This window comes from Arthrobacter sp. zg-Y179, from assembly GCF_020907345.1.
Classification (GTDB): Bacteria; Actinomycetota; Actinomycetes; order Actinomycetales; family Micrococcaceae; genus Arthrobacter_B; species Arthrobacter_B jinronghuae.
The window spans coordinates 69,571-92,307 of record NZ_JAJJOB010000001.1; the positions used below are offsets into that span (position 1 = coordinate 69,571).

Sequence of the window (22,737 nt, forward strand, 5' to 3'; positions counted from 1 at the left end):
TTTACTGCACCCAGCCCTGCACGGCCAGGGGTGCAGTGAAGGGGCTACCGACGTCGTAGGAGACACCGGCGACGGCGACGGCGAGGTCCCCGTTGTAGGTTCCGCGCGCTTCCGAGACGCTGACGCTGGCGTCGTTCCAGACCGGCAGGTGTGTGAGGAGCAGACGCCGGGCCTGCGCTGCGGTGGCTGCTTCTCCGGCGCGGCGGCCGGTCAGGTGCACGCCTTCGATGGCGTCGTCGCGGCCCTCATGGAACGCAGCTTCACAGAGGAAGACGTCGGTGTCCCGGGCGGCATCTTCCAGCCCGGGGCAGGAATCGGTATCTCCGGAATAGGCCAGGGTCCGGAGTACGGGTTCGCCGTCGGCGTCCACGGTGCGGGCCTCCACGCGCAGGGCGTAGGCCTCTTCGGCCGGGTGCCGCACCGGGTAGGGGGTCACGGTGAACGGCCCGATCTGCACTGCACTGCCGGCGGTCCAGTTGGAGAACTCGAAATCCTCGTGCATGCCCGGATCCAACTCCAGCCCGTAGGCCGTTGCCATCCGGTCCGCCGTTGCCGCCGGGCCCCAGACCTTGATCCGGTCCCGGTTCCACCCGGAGGGGTCCCAATGCACGGCTACGTGGAGGCCGCACAGATCCATGCAGTGGTCCGGATGCAGGTGGGTGAGCAGGACGGCGTCGATGTCCCGCAGGTCCATGTAGCGCTGCAGCGCACCCAGCGAACCGTTGCCGAGGTCCAGCAGGATCCGCCAGTCGCGGACGCCGTCGTTGGCGGTCACGAGGTAGCACGACGCCGGCGAGGCCGGGCCGGGGAAGGATCCGCTGCAGCCCACAATGGTCAGTTTCATACCGTGCCGTTCCAGGAAGCGCCGCTGTGCGCCTCCGTGCGTTCAGGGGCATCAGCCCGGGCTGCGGCAATCATCTGCGGGGTTACCCGCGCCATGCTGCCAGTGGGGTAATGCGCGGCCACGTGTTCCACCTGCTGGACGCTGAGCACCTCGGGACCCAGGAAACGCCGGGCAAGCAGTTCGAAGGAGGCCGAGTCTCCGGTGGCAACAAAGGTATGCTGCGGGGCGGTCTGCGAGCGCCGTTCAATCCCGTGCGAGATCAGGGCGCGGTAGACGTCCTTCGCGGTTTCCTCGGCACTGGACACGAGCGTGACGCCGTCGCCCATCACATAGGAAATGACGCCGGTGAGCAGCGGATAGTGCGTGCAGCCAAGGACCAGGGTGTCCACGTCCCGGTCTTTCAGCGGAGCCAGGTATTCCTCCGCCGTAGCCAGCACATCGGGCCCGGACGTGATGCCGGCTTCGACAAACTCCACGAACGCCGGGCAGGCCACCGAGGACACCTGCAGGTGCGGGGCCGCGGCAAAGGTGTCATCGTAGGCCCGCGAACCAACGGTGGCAGCCGTTCCGATGACGCCGATCCGTCCGCTACGGGTAGCAGCCACTGCGCGGCGGACGGCCGGCTGGATGACCTCGATGACGGGGATGCCGTACCGGTGCGTGTAGCGTTCACGGGCGTCGCGCAGGACGGCTGCGGAGGCGGAGTTGCACGCAATCACCAGGAGCTTGACGCCGGAATCCACCAGTTCGTCCATCACGCCCAGCGCTTTGGCCCGGACTTCGGCGATCGGCAGGGGCCCATAGGGTCCGTTGGCGGTATCCCCCACGTACATGACGGATTCGTTGGGCAGCTGGTCAAGGACGGCGCGTGCCACTGTCAGCCCGCCGACACCGGAGTCGAAGATGCCGATCGGGGCGTCCGGGTCCTTGACCCGGACTGTTTCGTGCACAGACGTGCCCAGTGGACGGGTGGAGGGGCTGGCCGGGTTCGAACTCATAATGTAACGACCATAGTCCTCCCCCGCGCACGGGCACATTCACCGACCCGTGCCGTTGCTCACATAGTTGGCTGCCGGCGCCGTGGAGTCCTTGTCAGTTCAGGGAGCCGAGCAGCGCCTGCATCAGGGTCTCCTGCAACCATGTGACGAAGTTGTACACCAGCGCAAGGTAGCCGTCCAAGTCCTCGGCCTTCGACGGATCGGTGATGTCATGCAGCCGCTCTGCGTCTTCATCATTTTCCAGGCCCAGGCGGTCGGCGAGCACCAGCCGGACATCGTTCAAGGCGCGGGCAAAGAGCTGCGCCTGCTCGGTGTCCAGTCGAAGCGGTGCCGCCTCCAGCTGCAGCGCGGCGGCGCGCAGGGCGGCTTGTTTTGATTCGCGCAGCGTCCGTTCCGTGAACCGCCGGAACTCCAGGGCGTCGTCGTCGTTCCCCGTGGTGCCGTTGGGGAGGAGCCGCAGCAGGGCGGAGTCCTCCGGAACGGCCGCCGACGGATCGATGCCGACCATGGCCGCGAGCGGATCGGCATCCGCGGCAGTGTCAGGTTCCAGCAGGGCCTGCACATCGGAGAAGAGCTTGCGGAGCAGGTCCCGCTCCTCCGGTTCCAGGTTGGCGGTAATGCCCTTACGGGTGAGCTTGAAGCCGGTGGCCACGAATATCCGTTTCTGTTCAGTGCACTGGGTCGGGCGGTGTAGGCGGCGCTGGGCGGAGCTAGGCCGCGTCCGCCTTCTGGAAGGTGGCCCACAGCCCGTAGGAATGCATCGCGACGGTATCGCGTTCCGCGGATTCCCGGGATCCGGTGGCCACTACGGACTTCCCGGCCTGGTGGACCTCCAGCATGAGGCGGTGGGACTTGGACTCCGAATAGCCGAAGTAACTCTGGAAGACGTAACTGACGTAGCTCATCAGATTAACCGGGTCGTTCCAGACAATCACGACCCAGGGAACGTCCGAAGAGGTGAGGGTATCCGTCTCCTCACGTGTCAGGGTGTCCGTTCCGGTCGCGGTGCTGGTAGCCATGGGTCCAATTGTAGTGAGGAATCGGTTTGCGAACCTCCACAGTGCAGCCTTCTACTCAAGGGGGATCCGCGGGTTAGAGTTTTGCCTGTGAACAGTCCCGCCGTCCGGCACACCCCGAATTCAGCCCTTTATACGGACCACTACGAGCTCACCATGCTCCAGGCCGCCCTCCACTCGGGTACGGCTTCCCGCCGTTCCGTGTTCGAAGTCTTTGCCCGGCGGCTGCCGGAAGGCCGCCGCTACGGCATCGCTGCCGGAACGGGCCGCATTCTTGAAGCCCTGGAAAATTTCCGCTTCGAACAACCGCAGCTGGATTTCCTCGCCAGGACCAACGTGGTGGACGAACGCACGCTTGAGTGGCTCGCGGACTTCCGCTTCTCCGGCAACATCTACGGCTATGCCGAGGGCGAGGCGTACTTCCCGCAGTCACCCCTGCTGATCGTTGAATCCACCTTCGGCGAAGCCTGCATCCTCGAAACCATGATCCTGTCCATGCTCAACCACGACAGTGCCATTGCCTCCGCGGCATCCCGCATGACCTCCGCAGCCGACGGACGCCCCTGCATTGAAATGGGTTCGCGCCGCACGCATGAGGAAGCCGCCGTTGCCGCGGCCCGCGCGGCTGTAATCGCCGGCTTCGACAGCACCTCCAACCTTGAGGCGGGCCTGCGCTACGGCTTGAAAACCGTGGGCACGGCCGCGCATTCCTTCACCCTGCTGCACGATTCCGAGAAGGAGGCCTTCACCGCGCAGACGGCGTCCCTGGGCTTTGGCACCTCACTTCTGGTGGACACGTACGACGTCGAGCGCGGGGTCCGCACCGCGGTGGAAGTCGCCGGACCGGCGCTGGGCGGCGTGCGGCTGGATTCCGGCGACCTCGTGGCGCAGGCCCGCTGGGTCCGCGACCTGCTCAACGAGCTGGGCAACACCAAAACGCGCATCATGGTCACGTCCGACCTCGACGAGTTTGCGATAGCAGCCCTGGCCTCGGCTCCCGTGGATGCCTACGGCGTCGGTACCTCCCTGGTCACCGGCTCCGGGGCGCCGACCGCCGGCATGGTCTACAAACTGGTCAGCCGCGAGGGAGACGACCACGAGTTCGTTTCCGTGGCCAAGGCCGCAAAGAACAAGGTCTCGCTCGGCGGGCGCAAGTACGCACTGCGCCGGCTGGACGAACACGGCACGGCAACCGCCGAGGTGATCGGCATCGGCCACGCGCCGTCGGACGACGGCAACGACCGTACGCTGCTGCACCAGTTCGTGGCCGACGGCGTTGTCCTGCCCGGCTGGACGGGACCGGAGGCCGTGACGCGTGCTGCCAAGCAGCACGAAGCGTCCCTTGCCGAACTGCCAACCTCGGTGAACCGCCTGCAGCGCGGCGAGCCGGTCATCCCCACCGAATACGAGGAGTAAGCAATGGCCCGCGCCCTGATAATCGTCGACGTGCAGAACGACTTCTGTGAAGGCGGCTCGCTGGCTGTGGCCGGCGGGGCCGACCTCGCGGGGGAAATTACCGACTACGTGGAAACCTCCGCGGGCCGGTACGATCTGGTCGCCGCCACCCAGGACTGGCACATCGATCCCGGTGCGCATTTCTCTGAAGCGCCGGACTTCGTGGACTCCTGGCCGAGGCACTGCGTGGCCGGCACGCCCGGCGCCCAGCCGCACCCGGACCTGGATACCGAGCTGGTGGATGCCTTCTTCCGCAAGGGCCAGTACGAAGCCGCGTATTCCGGTTTTGAGGGCGTCCTGGCGCCGGACGTCGAGGTGCCCCTCGGAGAGCCGGAAGCCGAGCCGGAGACAGACGCCGAGACATTGAGCCTGGACGACTGGCTGCGGGACAACGACGTGGACGAGGTGGTGGTGCTGGGCCTTGCCGCTGACTACTGCGTACGCGCCACCGCCCTGGACGCCGTCGCTGCCGGCTACACCACCGCGGTGATCCCGGAACTGTGCCGCGGCATCAAGCGTGAGACCACGCTCGCGGCCTGGGCCGAACTCGAAGACGCCGGCGTGGAGATCATCGACCTTTAGCAAGGGCACAAAAGAAAGGGCCGGCCGCTGCTGCGGCCGGCCCTTTGCCGTTCCCTGTGGCCGTTCCCTGTGTCCGGAGCTACTTACGGCCGATGAACCAGTCCTGCAGCTTCTTCAGCCGCTTGTTGAGCTGTTCCTCGTTGGCCTGCGCCACGGGCGGCCCGCCGCAGATCCGGCGCAGTTCGCTGTGCACCACGCCGTGCGGCATGCCGGAGCGGGCGGACCAGGCGGAAACGTTCTTCGCCAGCTCGCCCCGCAGTTCGGTCAGCCGGCGGTGGTCCACCACTTCGGGGGCTTCCGCAGGCGCTGCCTCAGCGGCGGCACCGGAACGGCGGCCCCTGCGGGAAAGCTGCTCATGCTGGCGCTGGCGCAGCAGCGTGCTCATCTGGTCGGCGTCCAGCAGACCGGGGATGCCGATGAAATCCTGTTCCTCCTCGCTGCCCAGCGCACCGCCGGTGCCGAACTCGCCGCCGTCGAACAGTACGCGGTCAAAGGACGCCTGGGATTCCAGGGCCTCGAACTTCTGCTTGGTCAGCTCGCCGGAGGCCTTTTCTTCCCGGTTGGCCGCCTCCATCAGGCTGTCCTCGAGGCCGAAGCCTTCCTCCTCCAGATGGTTGTCCGGGCGGTCCAGTGCGTGGTCGCGTTCGACTTCCATCTGGTTGGCCAGCGCCATCAGGTTCGGCACGGAGGGCAGGAACACCGACGCCGTCTCGCCGCGCTTGCGGGCACGCACAAAACGTCCCACGGCCTGCGCGAAGAACAGCGGAGTGGCGGTGGAGGTGGCATACACGCCGACGGCGAGGCGCGGCACGTCCACGCCTTCGGACACCATCCGCACGGCCACCATCCAGCGCTGGGTGCCGGCGGAGAATTCCTCGATCTTTTCCGAGGCCTTGGCATCGTCGGACAGGATGACCGTGGGTGATTCGCCCATGATCTTCTTCAGCCAGCCGGCGTAGGCGCGGGCGTCGTCGTGGTCCGTTGCGATCACGAGCCCGCCGGCGTCGGGCACGGACCGGCGGACCTCGGTGAGGCGGCGGTCCGCTGCGGCCAGCACGGCGGGGATCCACTCCCCGGTGGGGTTCAGGGCGGTGCGCCAGGCCTGTGCCGTGATGTCCTTGGTTACCGCGGCTTCGCCCAGCGACGCAGCCATTTCGTCGCCGGCACTGGTCCGCCAGCGCATCTGCCCGGAATAGGCCATAAACATCACCGGGCGGACCACGTGGTCCTTCAGTGCCTGGCCGTAGCCGTAGGTGTAGTCCGCCTTGGACCGGCGGATGCCGTCCCGGTCCTCGACGTACTCCACGAACGGAATGGCGGCGGTGTCCGAGCGGAACGGCGTACCGGTCAGGGAAAGCCGCTTGACGGCAGGCTCAAACGCTTCGCGGATGCCGTCACCCCAGGACAGGGCGTCACCGCCGTGGTGGATCTCGTCCAGGATCACCAAGGTGCGGGCTGCCTCGGTCTTGGCGCGGTGCAGCATGGGCTTGGAGGCCACCTGAGCGTAGGTGACGGCCACGCCGATGAACCCGTGCCCGTGCCGTCCGTCGGCATTCTTGAAGTTCGGGTCGATTGCCAGGCCAACCTTCGCAGCGGCGTCGGCCCACTGCCGTTTCAGGTGGTCCGTGGGGGCGACAACGGTGATGCGGTTGACGATTCCGCGCTCCACCAGCTCGTTGGCCACACGCAGGGCGAAGGTGGTTTTACCGGCGCCGGGGGTGGCGACGGCGAGGAAGTCGCTGGCATTGGATGCGAAGTACTTCTCAAGTGCCTCCGCCTGCCACTGACGCAGCTTCGGGGCGGTGCCCCAGGCGGCGCGCTCGGGGTAGGCGGGCGGCAGGGACGCACCGGCGCCGAACAGGGTTTCGGAACTCACGCGGGGAACGCAACCTTTCTCATTTCTCGATTGGTTGTTGCCGTGCGGGCACCGGACGGGCGCAGCGCTGAGCGGCTGCGCCCGGGCGCAGGCGTAAACACATAGGTCATGCAGGCATCAGGACTAACTGCCTTCTCGGGCGGAAGGCTGGGAAACGGAGCGAGCAGAAAACGGCCGGAGAGGCCGAACTACTTCTTGCCCTTGGGGTTGTCGCCTTCGGGACGCAGGCCCTCGTAGATTTCCTTGCAGGTCGGGCAGACGGGGAACTTCTGGGGATCCCGGCCGGGCGTCCAGACCTTGCCGCACAGAGCAATCACCGGCTCGCCCGAAAGCGCCGATTCCATGATCTTTTCCTTGCGCACATAGTGGGCAAAGCGTTCGCTGTCGCCGGGTTCCAGCTCTTCGCGCAGTTCTTCGCGCTCGATGGTGGCCGTGGACGTACCGTTGTCATCCAGGCGGCGGGGATCGTTTTCGAAAGGATCGGGAGGCAGGCTCATGCGTTCCATCTTAGTACCCGCCGACTACTTGTTGATGGAGACCTGCTGCAGCAGTTCCGGCCCGCGCGCGTCCAGCCACCGTCCGCCCAGCCGGATCCCGAGGATCAGCACCGCCGCACCCAGGAGCAGGCCCGCGAGCAGTGTCACAACTCCCCAGAGAGTGCTTTCCAGCACGACGGCGAGCACTCCCGGAACGAGCACAGGCACCAGCAGCGCGAAGGTCACGAGGCTGAAGGCACCCTGGACCAGCAGGGCCCGGCCGGTGGAACCGGGCGGAGTCTTGAATGCGTTTTCCCCCGGCAGCGGCACGTTGTAGGTGTAGCGCGCGGACACTGCGCTGGAGACTCCCAGCCCGATCATCAGCGCCGCCAGGGAAACCCCCAGTACGGGGGCTATGAGGTCCGCGTGCCCGGTCAGGGTCGCCGGCAGGACGGCTGCGGCAAGCACGGCCGGCGCACTCAGCACTGCGCAGGCGAGTGCACGGCCGGCGCGGTCCGCCCGTCCGGACACGCCGGTGGCCACATGCAGGGCGAACGCCGTGCTGTCATAGGAGACGTCCGCGCTGATGGAGAAGCCCAGAATAAAGGCCACCAGCGGCCCCAGCGCCAGCGGTACCATCAGGCCCGCTTCCGCGCCGGCGTTGTTGCCCGCGAACAGCAGGAGCACAACGAGCAGCGGGAGGATCAGCAGCGAAGCGCTGTAGCGCGGGTCCCGCAGCCAGTAAATCAGCGACCGGGCGGCCACGGCACCGGTGGGAGTGGCCGGGAAACGGGCGAGCAGCCCCAGGCCTGCAGCCTTGCGCCCGGCCCCGGCCTGCGGCGGGCGGACCAGGGCCCTCAGCAGCAGGGTTTTCCAAACCAGCACCAGCAGTGCCAGGAACGCCGCGCTGATAAGGGTTTTCGCCGCAGCGGCACCGTAGCGGCCAATGGCAATGTCTCCGGGGACCGCCCACACCGCGCCCAGCGGCGTCCAGGACAGCACCTCGGCGAGGCCTGGAAGGTACTCTGCGCCCGCCCGGATCCCGTCGGTAACACCGGCAATGATGGGCCCTAGCAGAAAAAGGGGAATGACCAGCAGCAGTCCGGTGAATTCGCGGAACCGGCGGGAACCAGTCAGGGAGACGGCAGCTGCCACGGCCACCCGGGCGGAGATAAGACACGTGAAGACTGCAACGGCCGAGAGTACAAGCGCTGCGGCCAGCGCCGCCGGCGAGCGGTACCAGCTTGCGGCCTGCGCCAGCACGGCAAGCAGCGTGACGGCGCCCGGAATGCCGATGAGCCCGCCCGCGGCCAGACCCGCGAGCAGCTGCGGCACCGGGACGGCATAGGTGGTGAAGCGTGCCGGGTCCAGAGTCAGGTCCAGTCCCGAAGATGCCACGGGAATCACTGCCCAGGCAACCACGGCTGTACTCCCGGCCAGGATCACCGCAGTCCGGGCAAGGGCCGGATCGGCTCCGAAAACGAACAGGGCTCCCACCAGGAGAACCAGCAGGGACAGCGCATATAGGCCGCCGAGTATGATCCCCACCAACTGCCAGGGACTGCGCTTCAAAGAGTTGCGCAGCAGCAGCAGCTTCAGCCTTAGAAGGTGCGCAACCATTCCAGCCCCTCCGCATGGGTGCGCCCGCCGACCAGTGCAACGAAGCGGTCCTCCAGGCTGGTGTCGCCGCGGACCTCGTCCAGCGTTCCCGCGGCCAGCAGGTTTCCGCCGGCCACTACGGCCACGTGGTCGCACATCCGCTGGACCAGGTCCATAACGTGGCTGGAAACAATCACCGTGCCGCCGGCGGCGACATAGTCGGAGAGGATCCCGCGGATGTTGGCGGCCGAGACGGGATCCACTGCTTCGAACGGTTCGTCCAGCACCAGCAGGCGGGGAGCGTGGATCAGAGCCGAGGCCAGGGCCACCTTTTTGGTCATGCCGGCGGAGTAGTCCACCACAAGGGTGCCTGCATCGGCAGCAAGATCCATGGCGGTCAACAGGTCCTTCGTGCGGGAATGCGCCGTTTCCCGGTCCATCCCGCGAAGCAGGCCGGCGTACGTCACCAATTGTTCACCGGTCAGCCGGTCAAAGAGCCGGACACCGTCCGGCAGTATGCCCATCAACCGCTTGGCTTCCAAGGGACGGGCCCACACATCGGTGCCGTGTACCCACGCGGAGCCCGTGTCCGGACGCAGCAGCCCGGTGGCCAGCGACAAAAGCGTGGTCTTGCCGGCTCCGTTGGGGCCGACCAGCCCGTAGAACGAGCCCTGCGGCACTTCGAGGCTGATGCCGTTGACGGCAATCTTCCGGCCGAACTGCTTGACTAGTCCCCGGACGGCGAGAGCCGGGACGGGATCCGGTGTCGATGTCATGGCCATAGCCTAGCCACCGCGTACCGGTGCGTCTTCGGCAAAAGGGACCAGTTTCCAGGCTCCCTGCCGGAGTGCGGCATCCCCCGCGGGGACTAGCCCGCCGGCTAGAACATGCCGCGCCGTGCGGCCCGCTCGTACTGCGGCACCCAGGGCAGCTTGGCGTCCAGCTCCGCCGCCGCACGCATCCACCAGTGCGGATCCCGCAGGGCGGCACGGGCAATGAGGACCGCGTCTGCGGAACCGGCCTGCAGGATCTTCTCCGCCTGCGTACCGGAATCGATGAGTCCGACGGCGGCGGTAGGCACGCCCGCGCCGTGCCGGACCGCTTCGGCATACTCCACCTGGTAATTCGGTGCCACGGGGATCGTGGCCCCGGGAACGGCACCGCCGGTGGAAACATCCACCAGATCCACTCCGCGTTCCCGCGCAGCCCGTGCCAGGACCACCGAGGACTCTGCGTCCACTCCCCCGGGCATCCAGTCCGTGGCGGAGATCCGCAGCAGCAGCGGCATGGACTCGGGGATCACGGCCCGTACCGCGTCGGTGACCTCGAGGGTCAGCCGGTTCCTCCCCGCCTCGTCCCCGCCCCACGCATCGGTGCGGGTATTGACCAGCGGGCTGAGGAACTGGTGCAGCAGGTAGCCGTGCGCGCCGTGGATTTCGATGGTGTCGAAGCCCGCGTCGACCGAGCGGACAGCCGCGTCGGCGAAGTCGCGGATCACCTGCCGGATACCCGCTTCATCCAGGGCTGCGGGAGCCGCGTAGCTGCCGAACGGATCCGCCGTCGGTCCGACGGTCTGCCAGCCGCCGTCGGACAGCGGCACGCTGCCCGTGCCGGCAGCGAACGGAGCATAGGTGGAGGCCTTGCGCCCGGCGTGCGCCAGCTGGATGCCGATGCGCGCCTGGACGGCTCCGTGCCGGTGCACAAAATCCGTGATGCGCTGCCAGGCGGCGGCCTGCGCCTCGTTCCAGATCCCGGCGTCCTGCGGGCTGATCCGTCCTTCCGGCTGAACCGCAGCGGCCTCGGTGATGATCAGGGCCGCCCCGCCGGCGGCGAAGGAGCCCAGATGCATCAGGTGCCAGTCATTGGGTAGGCCGGGCGCATCGGCGGGATCCGCGGAATACTGGCACATGGCGGCTACCCATCCGCGGTGGGCCAGCTCCATTCCGCGCAGGGTGACGGGGTCAAAAAGCGATGACGTGTCCAAGGAAGGGCCCCACAGCCTAGAACAGTGCCCGGGCGAGGGCGGAACGGGCCTTGGTGACCCGGGGGTCGGCGACCCCGACCACTTCGAAGAGATCCAGCAGCCGCAGCCGGGCGGTTTCCCGGTCTTCGCCGTGCACCCTGCCGATCAGGCCGGTGATCCGGCGGAAGGCGTCCTCGACGTGCCCGCCGGCAATGTCCAGGTCCGCGACGGCGAGCTGCGCCTGCACGTTGTCTGGCTCCTCGGCGCCTGCCCGGCGGACGGCCTCCGCGTCAGCATCACGCAGCCGGGCCATGAGTTCCACCTGCGCCAGGCCGGCCTTGGCTTCCGCGTCCGCAGGCTGCTCGGCAAGTGCACGGCGGTACGCCGCAGCCGCGGCGTCGTAATCCTCGGCGTTGATGGCGTCGAAGGCTTCCTGGTGGAGCGGGGGCAGCGGTGCTTCCGGCGCCTCTTCCGGGGTACCGCCTTCCAGGGACCCGTTGACGCCGTTGGCGGCGGCCACCTGCATCAGCTCGCCGACCAGGGCACGGATCTGGTCCTCCGGCATCGGCCGGTCGAGGAGGGGCACCGGCTGGCCCTTGATCACTGCAGCCACGGTGGGAACGGTGACGGCGGAGAAGGCCTGTGCAATCTGCGGGTAAGCTTCCGCGTCCACCCGTGCCAGCAGCATCCGGCCGTTCTGTTCCACGGCGATGGACGCCAGGATCGCCGAGACCTGCTGCGAGTCGGGGCTCGCATCGGAATACAGGTCAATGACCACCGGAACTTCGGCGGAAAGCTGGACAATCTGGGGGAAGGTCTGTTCCGAGACCTGCACCACGAACGGTGACGGCGCGGGAGCGGCGCCGGGGGCAGCTCCGGGGGCAGCGCCACCCGGGGCTGCGGGGGCCGCCGGGGCCGCGGAACGTGCCTTGAGGGCGGAGAGGTCAACTGCCCCCCGCAGGTTCATGGAGGAGGGGGCTGCCGGTGACGGGCGGTTCGGTGTGCTCATTTCTTCACCTTATTACGCCTCGCCCGTCCACCGGCAAGCCCAACGCGTCCGCCTACTTAAGGTTGGCGGACAGCAGTTCCTGCGCTGCACCCACTACCAGGGCCTGGCCGGTGCCGCCGGAAGCCGGAACGTAGAGCATTACGGCTTCGCCGTGGGTGACGTCGATGCCCTTGTCGGTGTTCGTCTCGCCGGTCAATGCCTGGTAGACGGTACCTTCAAGGTTGACCGAGTCGCCGGCTTCCTTGGGTGTGCTGGAGAACGTGTTGGACAGGTAGCCGAACACGATGGCCCCGCCGTCGTCGGTCCGCAGTGCGTACGTTTCCTCCGGATTGGCGGCATGCTGGAACGTGTTGGTGGCGAACTCGTTCTTCGGGTCGCTCTGCACCTGCTGCTGGAACTTGACCACGTCCTCGCTGAACCGGTTGGCGCCGAAGGTGTCCTTCTTCTCGCCCTCCGGGTTGGTCAGGGAGTCGGCCAGCGCAGCGACGGCGTCCTGCGGCGACATGGCCAGCCCGTTGTCCGAGTCTGCGGGAATCTGGGCCGAGCCGTCCGTGGCAGCGGGCGGCTGCGGGAAGGTGCTGGCAGGCAGCATCTGGACAGCGGAAACGAGCTTGTAGTTGTCCCTGGCCGAGTCCTGGACCAGCAGCAGCGCCTGGGGCACCGGGTTCCCCTCACCCTGGGTCACAGCGACGACGGTGCGGGGCCAGTCGGCGGCGGTGCCGATCGACTGGGTCCGCAGCGTTTCCGCGGCCACCGGCACCGGGGCTTCATGGTCGGCGGACTTCGCGGCCACGGCGTAGTTCGCTGCACGCATGGCGTAAGCGGCCCCGCCGACGCGCGGTGTCAGCATCGACGCATCCTTGGCCGCGTCGCCCGCCTCGACCGTGCCGGCCACGGAATCCAGAATGCGGGTCAGCTGGGAATCCACGATTACCGGCTGGCTTCCGGCGGACTCGTCGGCAGCCAGCGCCGCTGCGGGGGCAGAGCCCGCTGCCAGGACGGCGGCGGCAGCAGCTGCCAGGAAGGCCGGACGACGGCGGCGGCGGACGGCGGCGGTGAAGGCCGACGTCGTACCCGAGACGCTGGGCTGCTTGTCGGCTGGCCCGGTCTCCGGACCGGCGCTGCGGCGGCTGCTGCGTCGCGGCCCGTCGGAGCCGCTGCGCAGGAAGGCAAGGGCCAGGCCCAGAACGGCCAGCAGGGCACCGATGACGATCAGCGGCACGGCGAACGGACGGGTGGCGTCGTTCGCCCAGGTCAGGGTCACGTCTGTGGGGGCCGCAGCGGTGCCGTCCGTGGCGAGCAGCATCCGCCAGTCGCCCTCGCCCGGCGCCTCCCAGTCGTAGGACAGTTCGCCTTCACCGGACTCTTCAACGACCCAAAGGTCAGAACCGGCAGGATTCGGAGCGGTCTTGCCCGTCTTGTCGGTGCCTACGGTCAGGTCCGAGCTGTCGTCTCCCGGGCTAAGCCGGGTGGCGGCGGCGTCTGCCACCCATGCCTGGACATCGTTGGCCCGCCCAACCGCCAACGTGAAGGGAGCATCCGAACGGACGGTGATGTCAACACCGTCGGAGTATCCGGCCAGCAGTTCCGGTTCCAGTACGGTGACCACGGCGCCCTCGGTGCCCTCGGCTTCCATGGAAACCGACTGGGTCTCAGGGGGCGCCCAGAACGTGCGCTGGCCAATGCCTATCAGCATCAGCAGCACCCCGAGGACGATCAGCGGAACTGCAAATTTGTTTCGCACAACTTACCTATCTTCAGTCTGGGCAAATCACATGGCAGGGCGGCGGATTTTCCGAACCGGCAGGCCCGAACGCGGGCGCCGGAATGCGGCGGCTAATTCGCAGCTGGTCATTGATGTCCTGGCACTTGGTAACCCAATGGTAACGAAATCCCACCAGAGCACCCATTCGGGTGATGACCCGGCGCGGTTACCGCCGCATGCGGGTAAGCGGAAAACGGTTTTGGCGGCGCACCGGCTGGTAAGGTTTCGGTTCGTATCAGCAGCCCAACCAGGCAGAGGAGAAACGCGCGAAATGAGCGAAAACGAGGACGTGCCCGTCCACGCGCCGCTCCCCGGCCCTGCGAACAAAAAACCGGCGGGCGGAAATGCCCCTGACGGGAATGCGCCCCGCACCCCTCTGCCCGGATTCCTTTCCACCGCTGCGGACCGCGTCCGCTACAGCCTGCGCCACGGCGTTCCCGGCGCCCGGCCCCGCCCGCGCTTCGAATTCCCGCCCGAGGACGCAGCCGGTACGGAGATTACGGTCGACGAGGACGTGCGGCTTCCCGATGAACGGCTCAGCGTGAGCGGCGGCGGGCAGGGGCATGAGGCGGAAAGCGGGAGCCTGCGCGCGCATCCCATCTACTTTGGTTTTATGCTCACGGTCGGCGTTGGCCTGGCCCTGCTGCTGTTCTTCGTCATCACCAACGTCGGCGAGCTGCTGGTCTGGATCGGCGCCGCCCTGTTCATTGCCCTGGGGCTGGATCCGGTGGTCCGCTGGATGGCCGCACGGCGGATCCCCCGCCCCGCCGGCATCGCCCTCACCGTGCTGGTACTCGCCGGCGTCGTTACGGCCTTCTTTGCGACACTGATCCCCACCATCGTCAGCCAGTCGACGGAAATCATCGCCAAGGCTCCGGGCTACATCAACAACTTCCTTGCCTCGGACTTCTTCGTCAACATCGACAAGCAGTTCCAGATCCGTGACCGCATCGAGCAGGAAGTCGGCAGCTTCTTCTCCAACAGCTCCGCCGTGGGCGGCATTTTCGGCGGGGTCCTGAGCGTGGGAACGGTGATTGCCAACGGCCTGTTCGGTGCCCTGATCATCCTGGTCCTGACCCTGTACTTCCTGGCTTCCCTTCCGTCGATGAAGAAGTGGGCCTACCGGCTAGCCCCGCGCAGCCGCCGCCGCCGGGTGGAGGCCCTCTCGGAGGAAATCACCGGCAGCGTAGGCAACTACGTGATCGGCCAGGGCCTGGTCGCGTTGCTGGACGCCACCTATGCCTTCATCGTGATGACCATCACCGGCGTGCCGTTCTCGGTGCTGCTGGCCTTCCTGGTTGCGCTGCTGGCATTCATCCCGCTGGTGGGCCCGCCCATAGCGCTCGTGCTGGTCTCACTGGTGGCCCTGACCGAGGGCTGGCAGACAGCCGTAGTCTTCGCCATCCTCTACATGGCCTACCTGCAGTTCGAGGCCTACTTTGTCTCCCCCCGCGTGATGCAGCGGGCCGTGGCGGTGCCCGGCGCCGTCGCCGTCATCGCCGTGATTGCCGGCGGCAGCCTGCTGGGAGTACTGGGCGCGCTGATAGCCATTCCGACGGCGGCCGCCACCCTGCTGCTGCTCAAGGAAGTCTTCATCGCCCGGCAGGACCGGCAGTAGCCCGTCAGTACCTGCGGCGGATCCGCCAGCAGTGGTTGTGCCAGTGCCGCCGTCCCTCGACGGCGGTCTGGCGGCCCAGCAGCGAGTCTTCCTGCCACACCACCAGATGCGCGGTTCCGGGCGGGATGATCTGCCCGCAGCCGGGGCACCGATAGTCCTTTGCAGCGTTGCCGGCCGTGATCTGCCGCACCGACCATTCGCCGTCTGGGCCGCTTTCACGGCGCGGAATACCGGCACGCGTGCGTTCCAGATCCCCCTCCGGCGGGGCGGAAGCCCACTTGCGGCGGGCGTTCCGGCCGGCGGCACTGCCGGCGGCAGGCGTGCGGCGGGGATGGTTCGAACGGGGCATAGAAGTCATTTTGCCGCAGTTCAGCCGGTAAAGTGCAACTGTGCGTTTAGTAATAGCCCGCTGCTCCGTTGACTACGTCGGCCGCCTCCGTGCCCATCTGCCCCTGGCCGTAAGGCTTCTCATGGTGAAGGCCGACGGTTCCGTCCTGATCCATTCCGACGGCGGATCCTACAAACCGCTGAACTGGATGAGCCCTCCGGCCACCATGCGCAGCCTCGAACCGGACGAGACGGACGCCGAAGCCGGCGTCACGGAAGTCTGGAACGTCCAAAGCGCAAAGACCGACGACCGCCTCATCATCAGCATCCACGAGCGGTTCTCGGACGTCTCCCATGACCTCGGAACCGATCCCGGCCTCATCAAGGACGGCGTGGAAGCGGACCTGCAGCGCCTGCTGGCCGAACAGATCAACCGGCTGGGCGAGGGCCACACGCTGATCCGCCGCGAATACATGACGGCCATCGGTCCCGTGGACATCCTGGCCCGCGACGCCACGGGCGCCACGGTGGCCGTGGAACTGAAGCGCCGCGGAGACATTGACGGCGTGGAGCAGCTGACCCGCTACCTGGAACTGCTCAACCGGGACCCGCTGCTGGCTCCCGTCCGCGGTATTTTCGCCGCCCAGCAGATCAAGCCCCAGGCCCGCGTGCTGGCCGAGGACCGCGGGATCACCTGTCTGACGCTCGACTACGACGCAATGCGCGGCGTAGATGACCGGGACTCCCGCCTCTTCTGACTCCCCGCCCCGCTCCCGGCCGCCGGGCAACATGCCTAGAATCGGTGCATGAACCCCACAGCGCGCAGCCGGGACCGCGGCTACCTCCGAGGCAGCCTGCTGACCCCGGACGAGCTGGTTCCCGACGGCGCACTCGCGTTCGTCGGGGACCGGATCACGTACGCCGGCCCGGCCGGCGGTTTTGACGACGCCGGCTGGCCGGAGCCGGCGCCGCTGCCGACCGGTTCGCTCATCCTTCCCGGACTCGTGGACCTGCACTGCCACGGCGCAGCGGGGAGCGATTTCACCACTTCCGATGCCGGGGGAATCCGGCGGGCAGCTGCCTTCCTGCATTCTGCGGGAACCACCACGCTGCTCGCCAGCATGGTATCCGCATCCCGACGGGACCTGCTTGCTGCCGCCGCCCGGCTCGGTGCCCTGGCGAGGGAAGGGCTCATTGCCGGCATCCATGCCGAAGGGCCGTTCCTGGCGCCGGAGCGCTGCGGCGCGCAGGACCCGAGGTTCCTGATCCCGCCGGACCCGGGCTTCGTGGATGAGCTGATTGAGGCCGCGGACAGCGAACTGGTCACCATGACCTACGCTCCTGAACTGCCCGGAGCAGACGATCTGGTGGACCGCCTGGTCCTCCACGGCGTGACGCCTTCGCTGGGGCATACCGCCGCCGCGGACCCTGTTGCTGCCGAATCGCTGGAGTCCGCCCGTGACGAAATGGAAGAGGCCGGGTTCGGAGGCTACGCTCCCCGGCCCACAGTGACGCACCTGTTCAACGGCATGGATCCGATGCACCACCGCTCCCCCGGCGCCGTCGCAGCGAGCCTGCGGTCCGCACGCAGCGGGGCGGCCGTGGTGGAGCTGATCGCCGACGGCGCGCATCTGGACCCCGCGCTCGTACGCACCGTTTTCGAGCTCGTAGGAGCTGCGAACGTGGCCCTTGTGAGTGACTCCATGGCGGCCACCGGACTGGGCGACGGCACCTACCGGCTTGGGACTGCCGACGTCGTGGTGGGGAACGGGACGGCCCGCCTGCCCGGCGGCACGCTGGCGGGCGGCACGGCCACGCTGCTCCAGTGCGTACGCACGGCTGTTGCTGCCGGTGTGCCGCTCGCCGACGCCGTAGGTGCTGCCACTGCGGTGCCTGCAGACGTGCTTCGGCTCGCCGATGAAGTGGGTGCCCTGCGCCGCGGCCTGCGGGCCGATGCGCTGGTGGTCTCAGCGGACCTGGAGCTGCACGCGGTCCTGCGCTGCGGAACGTGGCTGCCGGGGTGAAAAGACACAGAAAAAAAGTTCTAAATATTTCGTTTTGAGCATTGACCAGACATTTCGGTTATGCAACGCTGTTACCAAGTCTTTGTGCAGGTGTTTTTTCATGCTCGCAAGACCGTTGCGAGTGAGAAGCTCCTCAAGGAACTGCTGAACGGCAAGAACTTGGGCTTTCTTGCTTCAGTAACATATCCGGCACGGACCGTGCAGGTAAGTTCCACATTATGAGGAGAAACAAATGGCTCAGGGTACCGTCAAATGGTTTAACGCCGAAAAGGGCTTCGGCTTCATTACCCCGGACGATTCAGACGGCGATGTCTTCGTTCACTACTCCGAAATCCAGACCAACGGATTCAAGACCCTCGACGAAAACCAGCGCGTTTCCTTCGAGATCGGCCAGGGCGCCAAGGGCCCCCAGGCCACCGGCGTAACCGCCCTCTAAGGTTTCCGCACTTTATCTTTTCGTAAGAAACGGAAAACCCCCGGCTTATGCCGGGGGTTTTCTGCGTTGCGGCCCTCTAGCCCCGACGGCGGACTACGTTCGCACCGAGACCCCGGAGATTCTCCATGAATCTTTCATACCCGCGGTCAATATGGTCCACGCCCCGCACTTCCGTGGTTCCGTCAGCAGCCAGGCCCGCTATGACAAGGGCCGCGCCGGCGCGGATGTCGTTTGCCACCACCGGTGCACCGGAAAGCAGCTCGACACCCTGGATCAGGGCGTGGTGTCCGTCCAGGCGCACCACCGCTCCGAGCCGCGCCAGTTCGGAGGTGAATCCCCAGCGCGCCTCGAAAACGTTCTCGGTGACCATTCCCGAGCCGTTTGAGACGGCGTTGAGGGCCACCACGAAGGGCTGCAGGTCGGTAGGGAACCCGGGATACGGCAGTGTGGAGACATTGATGGGCTCCGGACGGTCCGGCCCCTTCACCGTGAAGCCGTCCTCCCCCGTGCTGACCTCGCAGCCCGCCTGGGTGAGCTTGTCGAGAACCACGGCCAGCGCTGATGCATCCGCGGAGCGCACTTCGATCTCACCGCCGGTGATGGCTGCCGCGAAAGCCCAGGTGCCGGCGACAATCCGGTCCGGCACCACGCGGTGTTCCACCGGGTGCAGCTCCTGAACTCCGTCAATGATGAGCGTATTGGTGCCCACGCCGGTGATCTGGGCCCCCATGCCGTTGAGCATGCGGGCAATGTCCGTGATTTCGGGTTCCCGGGCAGCGTTATCGATCACGGTGCGTCCGCGGGCCAGGGTGGCGGCCATCATGAGGTTCTCAGTGGCGCCGACGGAAGGAAAGTCCAGGATATGGTCTGCGCCGTGCAGGCCCTCCGGGACCGAGGCAACCAGGTACCCGTGGTCGATGCCGATCTCGGCGCCCATGAGTTCCAACCCGGCGCGGTGCATGTCCAGTCCGCGGGAACCGATGGCGTCTCCGCCCGGCAGGGCCACCTCTGCGCGCCGGCAGCGGGCTACCAGCGGTCCCAGCACGGAGATGGAGGCACGCATGGCGCGGACGAGGTCATAGTCCGCCTGGTGGCCCAGCTCCTGCGGGACGTCCACGGCTACGGACGCCGCATCGACGTCGTAATCCACCGAGCATCCCAGCCTCCGCAGCAGCTCCGCCATGATCCAGACATCCTGGATGTTGGGGACATTCGTGATGACGGACCGGCCCTGCGCAAGCAGCGTCGCCGCCATCAGCTTCAGGACGCTGTTCTTGGCACCCGGGACAGTAACGGCTCCGCGAAGGGTGGACGGGCCGGTAACAACAATGACGTCTTCCATTACTCCATAGTAGGCGGATGCGACAGGCACCCGCGGGGCAGCAAAAAAGGCACAGGGAGAATTCCCTGTGCCTTTTAAGCAAAGCTTTTACCTGCCGGCCCTTAGCGCCTAGCGCCAGGTACCGATGCCGACCACGGGACCGGCTTCCACCCATGAAGACAGGCCCGTGTAGGCCTCGTACTTCATGGCCACCAGGATGATGCTGCCCTGGTAGTTCAAGCTGACGACGACGGCACCGGGCTGGATACGCGCACGCTCCGCTTCAGTGGGCTCCCGCCAGCCGGCCATCTCCAGCGAACTGCGCAGGAAACGGTACGGCGGACGCGGGCTCAGCGAGACCAGGCGCAGCCATTCCAGATGGGTGTCCGTATAACGGCAAACCCCCATCCGCCACCCCGCAGGGGGAAGGCAGATGGAGGCATCGAAGGTCCCCAGGGCGCGCCGCAGCTGGCTGCGGCGCACCCCGAAGAGCACTACTGCAAGGACGAGCAGCCCGAAGAGGGCGGCCAACGCAATGAACACATGGGAGCTGTCCATCGGAAGGAGTCAGCGGGTCCCGGCGGTTGCTTCGTTGGTCACCTTGGCGTTGTCCGCCACGATGACCACCCGGTTGTTGTCCACGGAGAAGAATCCTCCGTCGACGCTTACCTCAATGCGGGAACCGGACACCGGTTCGATGGCCAGTCCGCCCTCTGCCAGGATGGCCAGCACCGGTGAGTGGCCGGGAAGGATCCCGATCTCGCCGTCGCTGGTGCGGGCCTTGACCATCTTTGCCGCTCCCGACCACACGAAGTGGTCGGCAGCAACAATCTCAACTTCGAGTTCAGCAGCGTCCGCCATGGGGCTCACTTCCCGGTCTGCTCTTGGATCTTCGCCCACTGACGCTCAACGTCATCCATGCCGCCGACGTTGAAGAACGCCTGCTCGGCAATGTGGTCAACGTCGCCGTCGCAGATGGCCCGGAAGCCTTCGATGGTGTCCTTGATGGAAACCGTCGAACCCTCAACGCCGGTGAACTGCTTGGCGGTGTAGGTGTTCTGGGAGAGGAACTGCTGGATGCGGCGTGCACGCGACACGACGATCTTGTCCTCTTCCGAGAGCTCGTCGACACCGAGGATCGCGATGATGTCCTGCAGTTCCTTGTTCTTCTGGAGGATCTGCTTGACGCGGATGGCCGTGTCATAGTGCGCCTGGCCGACGTACTGCGGGTCGAGGATACGCGACGTCGAGGTCAGCGGATCCACGGCCGGGTACAGGCCACGGGAAGCGATTTCACGGGAAAGTTCCGTGGTCGCGTCCAGGTGGGCGAACGTGGTGGCCGGGGCCGGGTCGGTGTAGTCATCTGCAGGCACGTAAATGGCCTGCATGGACGTGATCGAGTGGCCCTTCGTGGACGTAATGCGCTCCTGCAGCAGACCCATCTCGTCAGCCAGGTTCGGCTGGTAGCCCACAGCGGAAGGCATGCGGCCGAGAAGGGTGGAAACCTCGGAGCCTGCCTGCGTGAAGCGGAAGATGTTGTCGATGAAGAGCAGCACGTCCTGGTTCTGCACATCGCGGAAGTATTCCGCCATGGTCAGAGCCGACAGTGCAACACGGAGGCGCGTTCCCGGCGGCTCATCCATCTGGCCGAATACAAGGGCGGTGTCCTTCAGGACGTTCGCCTCTTCCATTTCAACCCAGAGGTCGTTGCCTTCACGGGTACGCTCGCCGACACCGGCGAATACCGAGGTACCGCCGAAGTTGCGGGCAACACGGGTGATCATTTCCTGGATCAGCACGGTCTTGCCGACGCCGGCACCGCCGAACAGGCCGATCTTGCCGCCCTTGATGTACGGGGTAAGAAGGTCAATCACCTTGATGCCGGTTTCCAGCATCTCGGTGGAACCCTCAAGGTCCGCGAAGTTCGGAGCCGAACGGTGGATCGGCCAGCGCTCGGTGATCTCCAGCTGGTCTTCGGTAACGTCCAGGGGCTGGCCCAGGACGTTGAAGATGTGGCCCTTGACGCCGTCGCCTACCGGCACGGAGATGGGAGCACCCGTGTCGTACACGGCAGCGCCGCGGACCAGGCCGTCGGTGGCCTGCAGGGAGATGGCACGGACGAGGTTGTCACCCAGGTGCTGGGAGGTCTCGAACGTGATGGTGCGGGTCTGGCCGTCGAGCGTCAGCTCGGTGGTCAGTGCGTTGTAGATGGTGGGGATTGCGTCAGCCGGGAATTCGACGTCGACAACCGGGCCGATGACACGGGCGATACGGCCGGTGGCACCCGAGGCTACGGATTTAGATCCGTGCTCGACAGTTTGGGCAGTCATCTCTCTCACTTCACTCAGTTAGATGGCGTGTGGACTAAGTTTTTTATGCGTTGGAACTTATCTTCGAGCGGGGCAGGCTAGGAGGCGCTGAGCGCGTCCGCACCGGCTACGATCTCGGAAAGTTCCTGGGTGATTTCGGCCTGACGCGCGTTGTTGCGAAGTCGCGTGTACTTCTTGATCAGGTCCGTGGCGTTGTCCCCTGCGGCCTTCATGGCGCGCTGGCGGGCAGCAAGCTCGGAAGCGGCGGCCTGGAGCATGGCTGCAAAGATGCGCGACTCGATGTAGCGCGGCAGCAGTGCGTCCAGGACCTTTTCCGGCTCGGGCTCGTATTCGTAGAGAGGCAGGAACTCAGCGTTTGACTGGGCTTCTTCCTCCACTACCTCCAGCGGCAGCAGTCGGATGACCGCAGGTTCCTGAATAACCATGGACTTGAAGCGCGTGTAGACGATGTGGATTTCGTCCACGCCGCCGTCTTCGTAGGCCGTGTTGAAGTCATCGAGGAGTGCCTTGCCGATTTCACGGGCTGTTTCGAACTCGGGTGCGTCGGTACCGCCGGTCCAGACCCGTTCCACGGAACGGTTCCGGAATTCGTAGTACGCCTGCCCCTTGCGTCCAACAAGGTAGGTCTTAACTTCCTTGCCCTCGTCACGGAGCAATTCATTGAGTGCTTCGCCCTGCTTGAGGACACCGGCGGAGTACGATCCGGCAAGACCGCGGTCGGAGGTCATGATGACCACGGCTGCGCGCCGGATCTGCTCCGGTTCGGTGGTCAGCGGATGATCGATCTCCGACTGGGATGCCACAGCAGAAACGGCACGGGTGATCGCATTGGAGTAAGGCAGTGACGCAGCCACACGGGTGCGCGCCTTTCCAATGCGAGAGGCAGCAATCAGCTCCATCGCCTTGAAGATCTTCTGCATCGACGTGGTCGACGCGATCTTCTGGCGGTAGACCCGAATTTGGGCTCCCATACTCTTCCTTTCAGTTCCTAGCGTTGAAGCTAGGGGCTAAGGCAATGGCCTAGGGTTCCGCGGGCGGGGCCCCGGGCCCGCCCCCGGCCCCAAAAAACCCCCACCCCGCCGGGTGTAGCTCATTTTA

23 protein-coding genes are annotated in these 22,737 nt (G+C 66.4%); 6 read left to right on the plus strand and 17 right to left on the minus strand.

Annotation, left to right across the window (positions count from 1 at the left end):
* Position 1: 1 nt before the first annotated feature.
* The 4 genes from LOC56_RS00295 to clpS all read right to left on the minus strand — a co-directional run bounded on the left by LOC56_RS00295 (position 2) and on the right by clpS (position 2,861).
* A complete protein-coding gene (locus LOC56_RS00295) occupies positions 2 to 844 on the minus strand; it encodes an MBL fold metallo-hydrolase (RefSeq protein ID WP_229949461.1) in 843 nt (280 codons plus the stop codon).
* The gene (murI, locus tag LOC56_RS00300; protein ID WP_229949462.1) at positions 841 to 1,842 is read right to left on the minus strand and encodes a glutamate racemase; all 1,002 of its coding nucleotides are present in this window, start codon (positions 1,840 to 1,842) and stop codon (positions 841 to 843) included. Before murI ends, LOC56_RS00295 begins: the two co-directional genes overlap by 4 nt.
* 94 nt (positions 1,843 to 1,936) lie before the next feature.
* Positions 1,937 to 2,494, minus strand: coding sequence for a DUF2017 domain-containing protein (locus tag LOC56_RS00305; RefSeq protein WP_229949464.1), 558 nt, complete (start codon positions 2,492 to 2,494; stop codon positions 1,937 to 1,939).
* A gap of 58 nt (positions 2,495 to 2,552) precedes the next feature.
* Positions 2,553 to 2,861 (minus strand): ATP-dependent Clp protease adapter ClpS, encoded by a 309-nt coding sequence (gene clpS / locus LOC56_RS00310; RefSeq protein ID WP_229949465.1) that lies wholly within the window; start codon positions 2,859 to 2,861, stop codon positions 2,553 to 2,555.
* A gap of 87 nt (positions 2,862 to 2,948) precedes the next feature.
* Here clpS and LOC56_RS00315 point away from each other — a divergent pair, with 87 nt between their 5' ends.
* Together LOC56_RS00315 and LOC56_RS00320 are read left to right on the plus strand one after the other, a co-directional pair.
* Positions 2,949 to 4,274 (plus strand): nicotinate phosphoribosyltransferase, encoded by a 1,326-nt coding sequence (locus LOC56_RS00315; RefSeq protein ID WP_229949467.1) that lies wholly within the window; start codon positions 2,949 to 2,951, stop codon positions 4,272 to 4,274.
* 3 nt (positions 4,275 to 4,277) lie between these two features.
* Entirely contained in the window at positions 4,278 to 4,895 is a 618-nt protein-coding gene (locus LOC56_RS00320; protein WP_229949469.1) for an isochorismatase family protein, read from the plus strand.
* A gap of 79 nt (positions 4,896 to 4,974) precedes the next feature.
* On the opposite strand, the gene LOC56_RS00325 is transcribed toward LOC56_RS00320, so the two are convergent.
* From LOC56_RS00325 to LOC56_RS00355, 7 genes are all read right to left on the minus strand, one after another.
* Positions 4,975 to 6,771 (minus strand): DEAD/DEAH box helicase, encoded by a 1,797-nt coding sequence (locus LOC56_RS00325; protein WP_229949470.1) that lies wholly within the window; start codon positions 6,769 to 6,771, stop codon positions 4,975 to 4,977.
* A gap of 188 nt (positions 6,772 to 6,959) precedes the next feature.
* Positions 6,960 to 7,268: a DUF3039 domain-containing protein gene (locus LOC56_RS00330; protein WP_227918249.1), complete on the minus strand. Its 309-nt coding sequence runs from the start codon at positions 7,266 to 7,268 to the stop codon at positions 6,960 to 6,962.
* A gap of 24 nt (positions 7,269 to 7,292) precedes the next feature.
* Positions 7,293 to 8,867 (minus strand): transporter, encoded by a 1,575-nt coding sequence (locus LOC56_RS00335; protein WP_229949472.1) that lies wholly within the window; start codon positions 8,865 to 8,867, stop codon positions 7,293 to 7,295.
* Positions 8,849 to 9,622 carry an ABC transporter ATP-binding protein gene (locus LOC56_RS00340; protein WP_229949475.1) on the minus strand — a complete coding sequence of 258 codons (774 nt, stop codon included), beginning with the start codon at positions 9,620 to 9,622 and terminating at the stop codon, positions 8,849 to 8,851. The genes LOC56_RS00335 and LOC56_RS00340 overlap by 19 nt, the downstream gene beginning before the upstream one ends.
* A gap of 104 nt (positions 9,623 to 9,726) precedes the next feature.
* On the minus strand, positions 9,727 to 10,830 hold the full coding sequence (locus tag LOC56_RS00345; protein ID WP_269437916.1) for an NADH:flavin oxidoreductase/NADH oxidase: 1,104 nt from the start codon (positions 10,828 to 10,830) through the stop codon (positions 9,727 to 9,729).
* Positions 10,831 to 10,846: 16 nt separating this feature from the next.
* A complete protein-coding gene (locus tag LOC56_RS00350) occupies positions 10,847 to 11,818 on the minus strand; it encodes a tetratricopeptide repeat protein (protein ID WP_229949477.1) in 972 nt (323 codons plus the stop codon).
* Between the two features lie 52 nt (positions 11,819 to 11,870).
* Positions 11,871 to 13,562 carry a hypothetical protein gene (locus LOC56_RS00355; protein ID WP_229949479.1) on the minus strand — a complete coding sequence of 564 codons (1,692 nt, stop codon included), beginning with the start codon at positions 13,560 to 13,562 and terminating at the stop codon, positions 11,871 to 11,873.
* A gap of 292 nt (positions 13,563 to 13,854) precedes the next feature.
* Between LOC56_RS00355 and LOC56_RS00360 the strand changes: the two genes are divergently transcribed.
* A complete protein-coding gene (locus tag LOC56_RS00360) occupies positions 13,855 to 15,201 on the plus strand; it encodes an AI-2E family transporter (RefSeq protein WP_229949481.1) in 1,347 nt (448 codons plus the stop codon).
* A gap of 4 nt (positions 15,202 to 15,205) precedes the next feature.
* Here LOC56_RS00360 and LOC56_RS00365 read toward each other — a convergent pair whose 3' ends face one another.
* Positions 15,206 to 15,550, minus strand: a complete 345-nt coding sequence (locus LOC56_RS00365; protein ID WP_229949483.1) for a hypothetical protein — start codon at positions 15,548 to 15,550, stop codon at positions 15,206 to 15,208.
* 40 nt (positions 15,551 to 15,590) lie between these two features.
* Here LOC56_RS00365 and nucS point away from each other — a divergent pair, with 40 nt between their 5' ends.
* The 3 genes from nucS to LOC56_RS00380 all read left to right on the plus strand — a co-directional run bounded on the left by nucS (position 15,591) and on the right by LOC56_RS00380 (position 17,988).
* Complete coding sequence (gene nucS / locus LOC56_RS00370; protein ID WP_229949485.1) at positions 15,591 to 16,286, plus strand: endonuclease NucS; 696 nt, start codon at positions 15,591 to 15,593, stop codon at positions 16,284 to 16,286.
* A gap of 48 nt (positions 16,287 to 16,334) precedes the next feature.
* Positions 16,335 to 17,552 carry an N-acetylglucosamine-6-phosphate deacetylase gene (locus LOC56_RS00375; protein ID WP_229949486.1) on the plus strand — a complete coding sequence of 406 codons (1,218 nt, stop codon included), beginning with the start codon at positions 16,335 to 16,337 and terminating at the stop codon, positions 17,550 to 17,552.
* Between the two features lie 232 nt (positions 17,553 to 17,784).
* Entirely contained in the window at positions 17,785 to 17,988 is a 204-nt protein-coding gene (locus LOC56_RS00380) for a cold-shock protein (protein ID WP_146361532.1), read from the plus strand.
* 76 nt (positions 17,989 to 18,064) lie between these two features.
* Here LOC56_RS00380 and murA read toward each other — a convergent pair whose 3' ends face one another.
* The 5 genes from murA to LOC56_RS00405 all read right to left on the minus strand — a co-directional run bounded on the left by murA (position 18,065) and on the right by LOC56_RS00405 (position 22,610).
* Complete coding sequence (gene murA, locus LOC56_RS00385) at positions 18,065 to 19,330, minus strand: UDP-N-acetylglucosamine 1-carboxyvinyltransferase (RefSeq protein WP_229949489.1); 1,266 nt, start codon at positions 19,328 to 19,330, stop codon at positions 18,065 to 18,067.
* Positions 19,331 to 19,438: 108 nt separating this feature from the next.
* Entirely contained in the window at positions 19,439 to 19,867 is a 429-nt protein-coding gene (locus LOC56_RS00390; protein WP_229949492.1) for a DUF2550 domain-containing protein, read from the minus strand.
* Positions 19,868 to 19,876: 9 nt separating this feature from the next.
* Positions 19,877 to 20,170, minus strand: a complete 294-nt coding sequence (locus LOC56_RS00395; protein ID WP_227918261.1) for a F0F1 ATP synthase subunit epsilon — start codon at positions 20,168 to 20,170, stop codon at positions 19,877 to 19,879.
* Positions 20,171 to 20,175: 5 nt separating this feature from the next.
* Positions 20,176 to 21,639 (minus strand): F0F1 ATP synthase subunit beta, encoded by a 1,464-nt coding sequence (gene atpD / locus LOC56_RS00400; protein ID WP_229949494.1) that lies wholly within the window; start codon positions 21,637 to 21,639, stop codon positions 20,176 to 20,178.
* A gap of 77 nt (positions 21,640 to 21,716) precedes the next feature.
* Positions 21,717 to 22,610, minus strand: coding sequence for a F0F1 ATP synthase subunit gamma (locus LOC56_RS00405; protein ID WP_229949496.1), 894 nt, complete (start codon positions 22,608 to 22,610; stop codon positions 21,717 to 21,719).
* Positions 22,611 to 22,737: the final 127 nt, after the last annotated feature.

Excerpts from the sequence above, each read along its gene's own strand:
- LOC56_RS00360 (WP_229949481.1), top strand. The coding sequence starts at position 13,855 with ATGAGCGAAAACGAGGACGTGCCCGTCCACGCGCCGCTCCCCGGCCCT.
- LOC56_RS00380 (WP_146361532.1), top strand. The coding sequence starts at position 17,785 with ATGGCTCAGGGTACCGTCAAATGGTTTAACGCCGAAAAGGGCTTCGGC.
- LOC56_RS00335 (WP_229949472.1), bottom strand. The coding sequence starts at position 8,867 with ATGGTTGCGCACCTTCTAAGGCTGAAGCTGCTGCTGCTGCGCAACTCT.
- LOC56_RS00330 (WP_227918249.1), bottom strand. The coding sequence starts at position 7,268 with ATGAGCCTGCCTCCCGATCCTTTCGAAAACGATCCCCGCCGCCTGGAT.
- LOC56_RS00320 (WP_229949469.1), top strand. The coding sequence starts at position 4,278 with ATGGCCCGCGCCCTGATAATCGTCGACGTGCAGAACGACTTCTGTGAA.
- LOC56_RS00350 (WP_229949477.1), bottom strand. The coding sequence starts at position 11,818 with ATGAGCACACCGAACCGCCCGTCACCGGCAGCCCCCTCCTCCATGAAC.
- LOC56_RS00340 (WP_229949475.1), bottom strand. The coding sequence starts at position 9,622 with ATGACATCGACACCGGATCCCGTCCCGGCTCTCGCCGTCCGGGGACTA.
- LOC56_RS00295 (WP_229949461.1), bottom strand. The coding sequence starts at position 844 with ATGAAACTGACCATTGTGGGCTGCAGCGGATCCTTCCCCGGCCCGGCC.
- LOC56_RS00395 (WP_227918261.1), bottom strand. The coding sequence starts at position 20,170 with ATGGCGGACGCTGCTGAACTCGAAGTTGAGATTGTTGCTGCCGACCAC.
- LOC56_RS00405 (WP_229949496.1), bottom strand. The coding sequence starts at position 22,610 with ATGGGAGCCCAAATTCGGGTCTACCGCCAGAAGATCGCGTCGACCACG.
- clpS (WP_229949465.1), bottom strand. The coding sequence starts at position 2,861 with ATGGCTACCAGCACCGCGACCGGAACGGACACCCTGACACGTGAGGAG.
- murA (WP_229949489.1), bottom strand. The coding sequence starts at position 19,330 with ATGGAAGACGTCATTGTTGTTACCGGCCCGTCCACCCTTCGCGGAGCC.
- LOC56_RS00375 (WP_229949486.1), top strand. The coding sequence starts at position 16,335 with ATGAACCCCACAGCGCGCAGCCGGGACCGCGGCTACCTCCGAGGCAGC.
- LOC56_RS00365 (WP_229949483.1), bottom strand. The coding sequence starts at position 15,550 with ATGCCCCGTTCGAACCATCCCCGCCGCACGCCTGCCGCCGGCAGTGCC.
- LOC56_RS00390 (WP_229949492.1), bottom strand. The coding sequence starts at position 19,867 with ATGGACAGCTCCCATGTGTTCATTGCGTTGGCCGCCCTCTTCGGGCTG.
- murI (WP_229949462.1), bottom strand. The coding sequence starts at position 1,842 with ATGAGTTCGAACCCGGCCAGCCCCTCCACCCGTCCACTGGGCACGTCT.
- atpD (WP_229949494.1), bottom strand. The coding sequence starts at position 21,639 with ATGACTGCCCAAACTGTCGAGCACGGATCTAAATCCGTAGCCTCGGGT.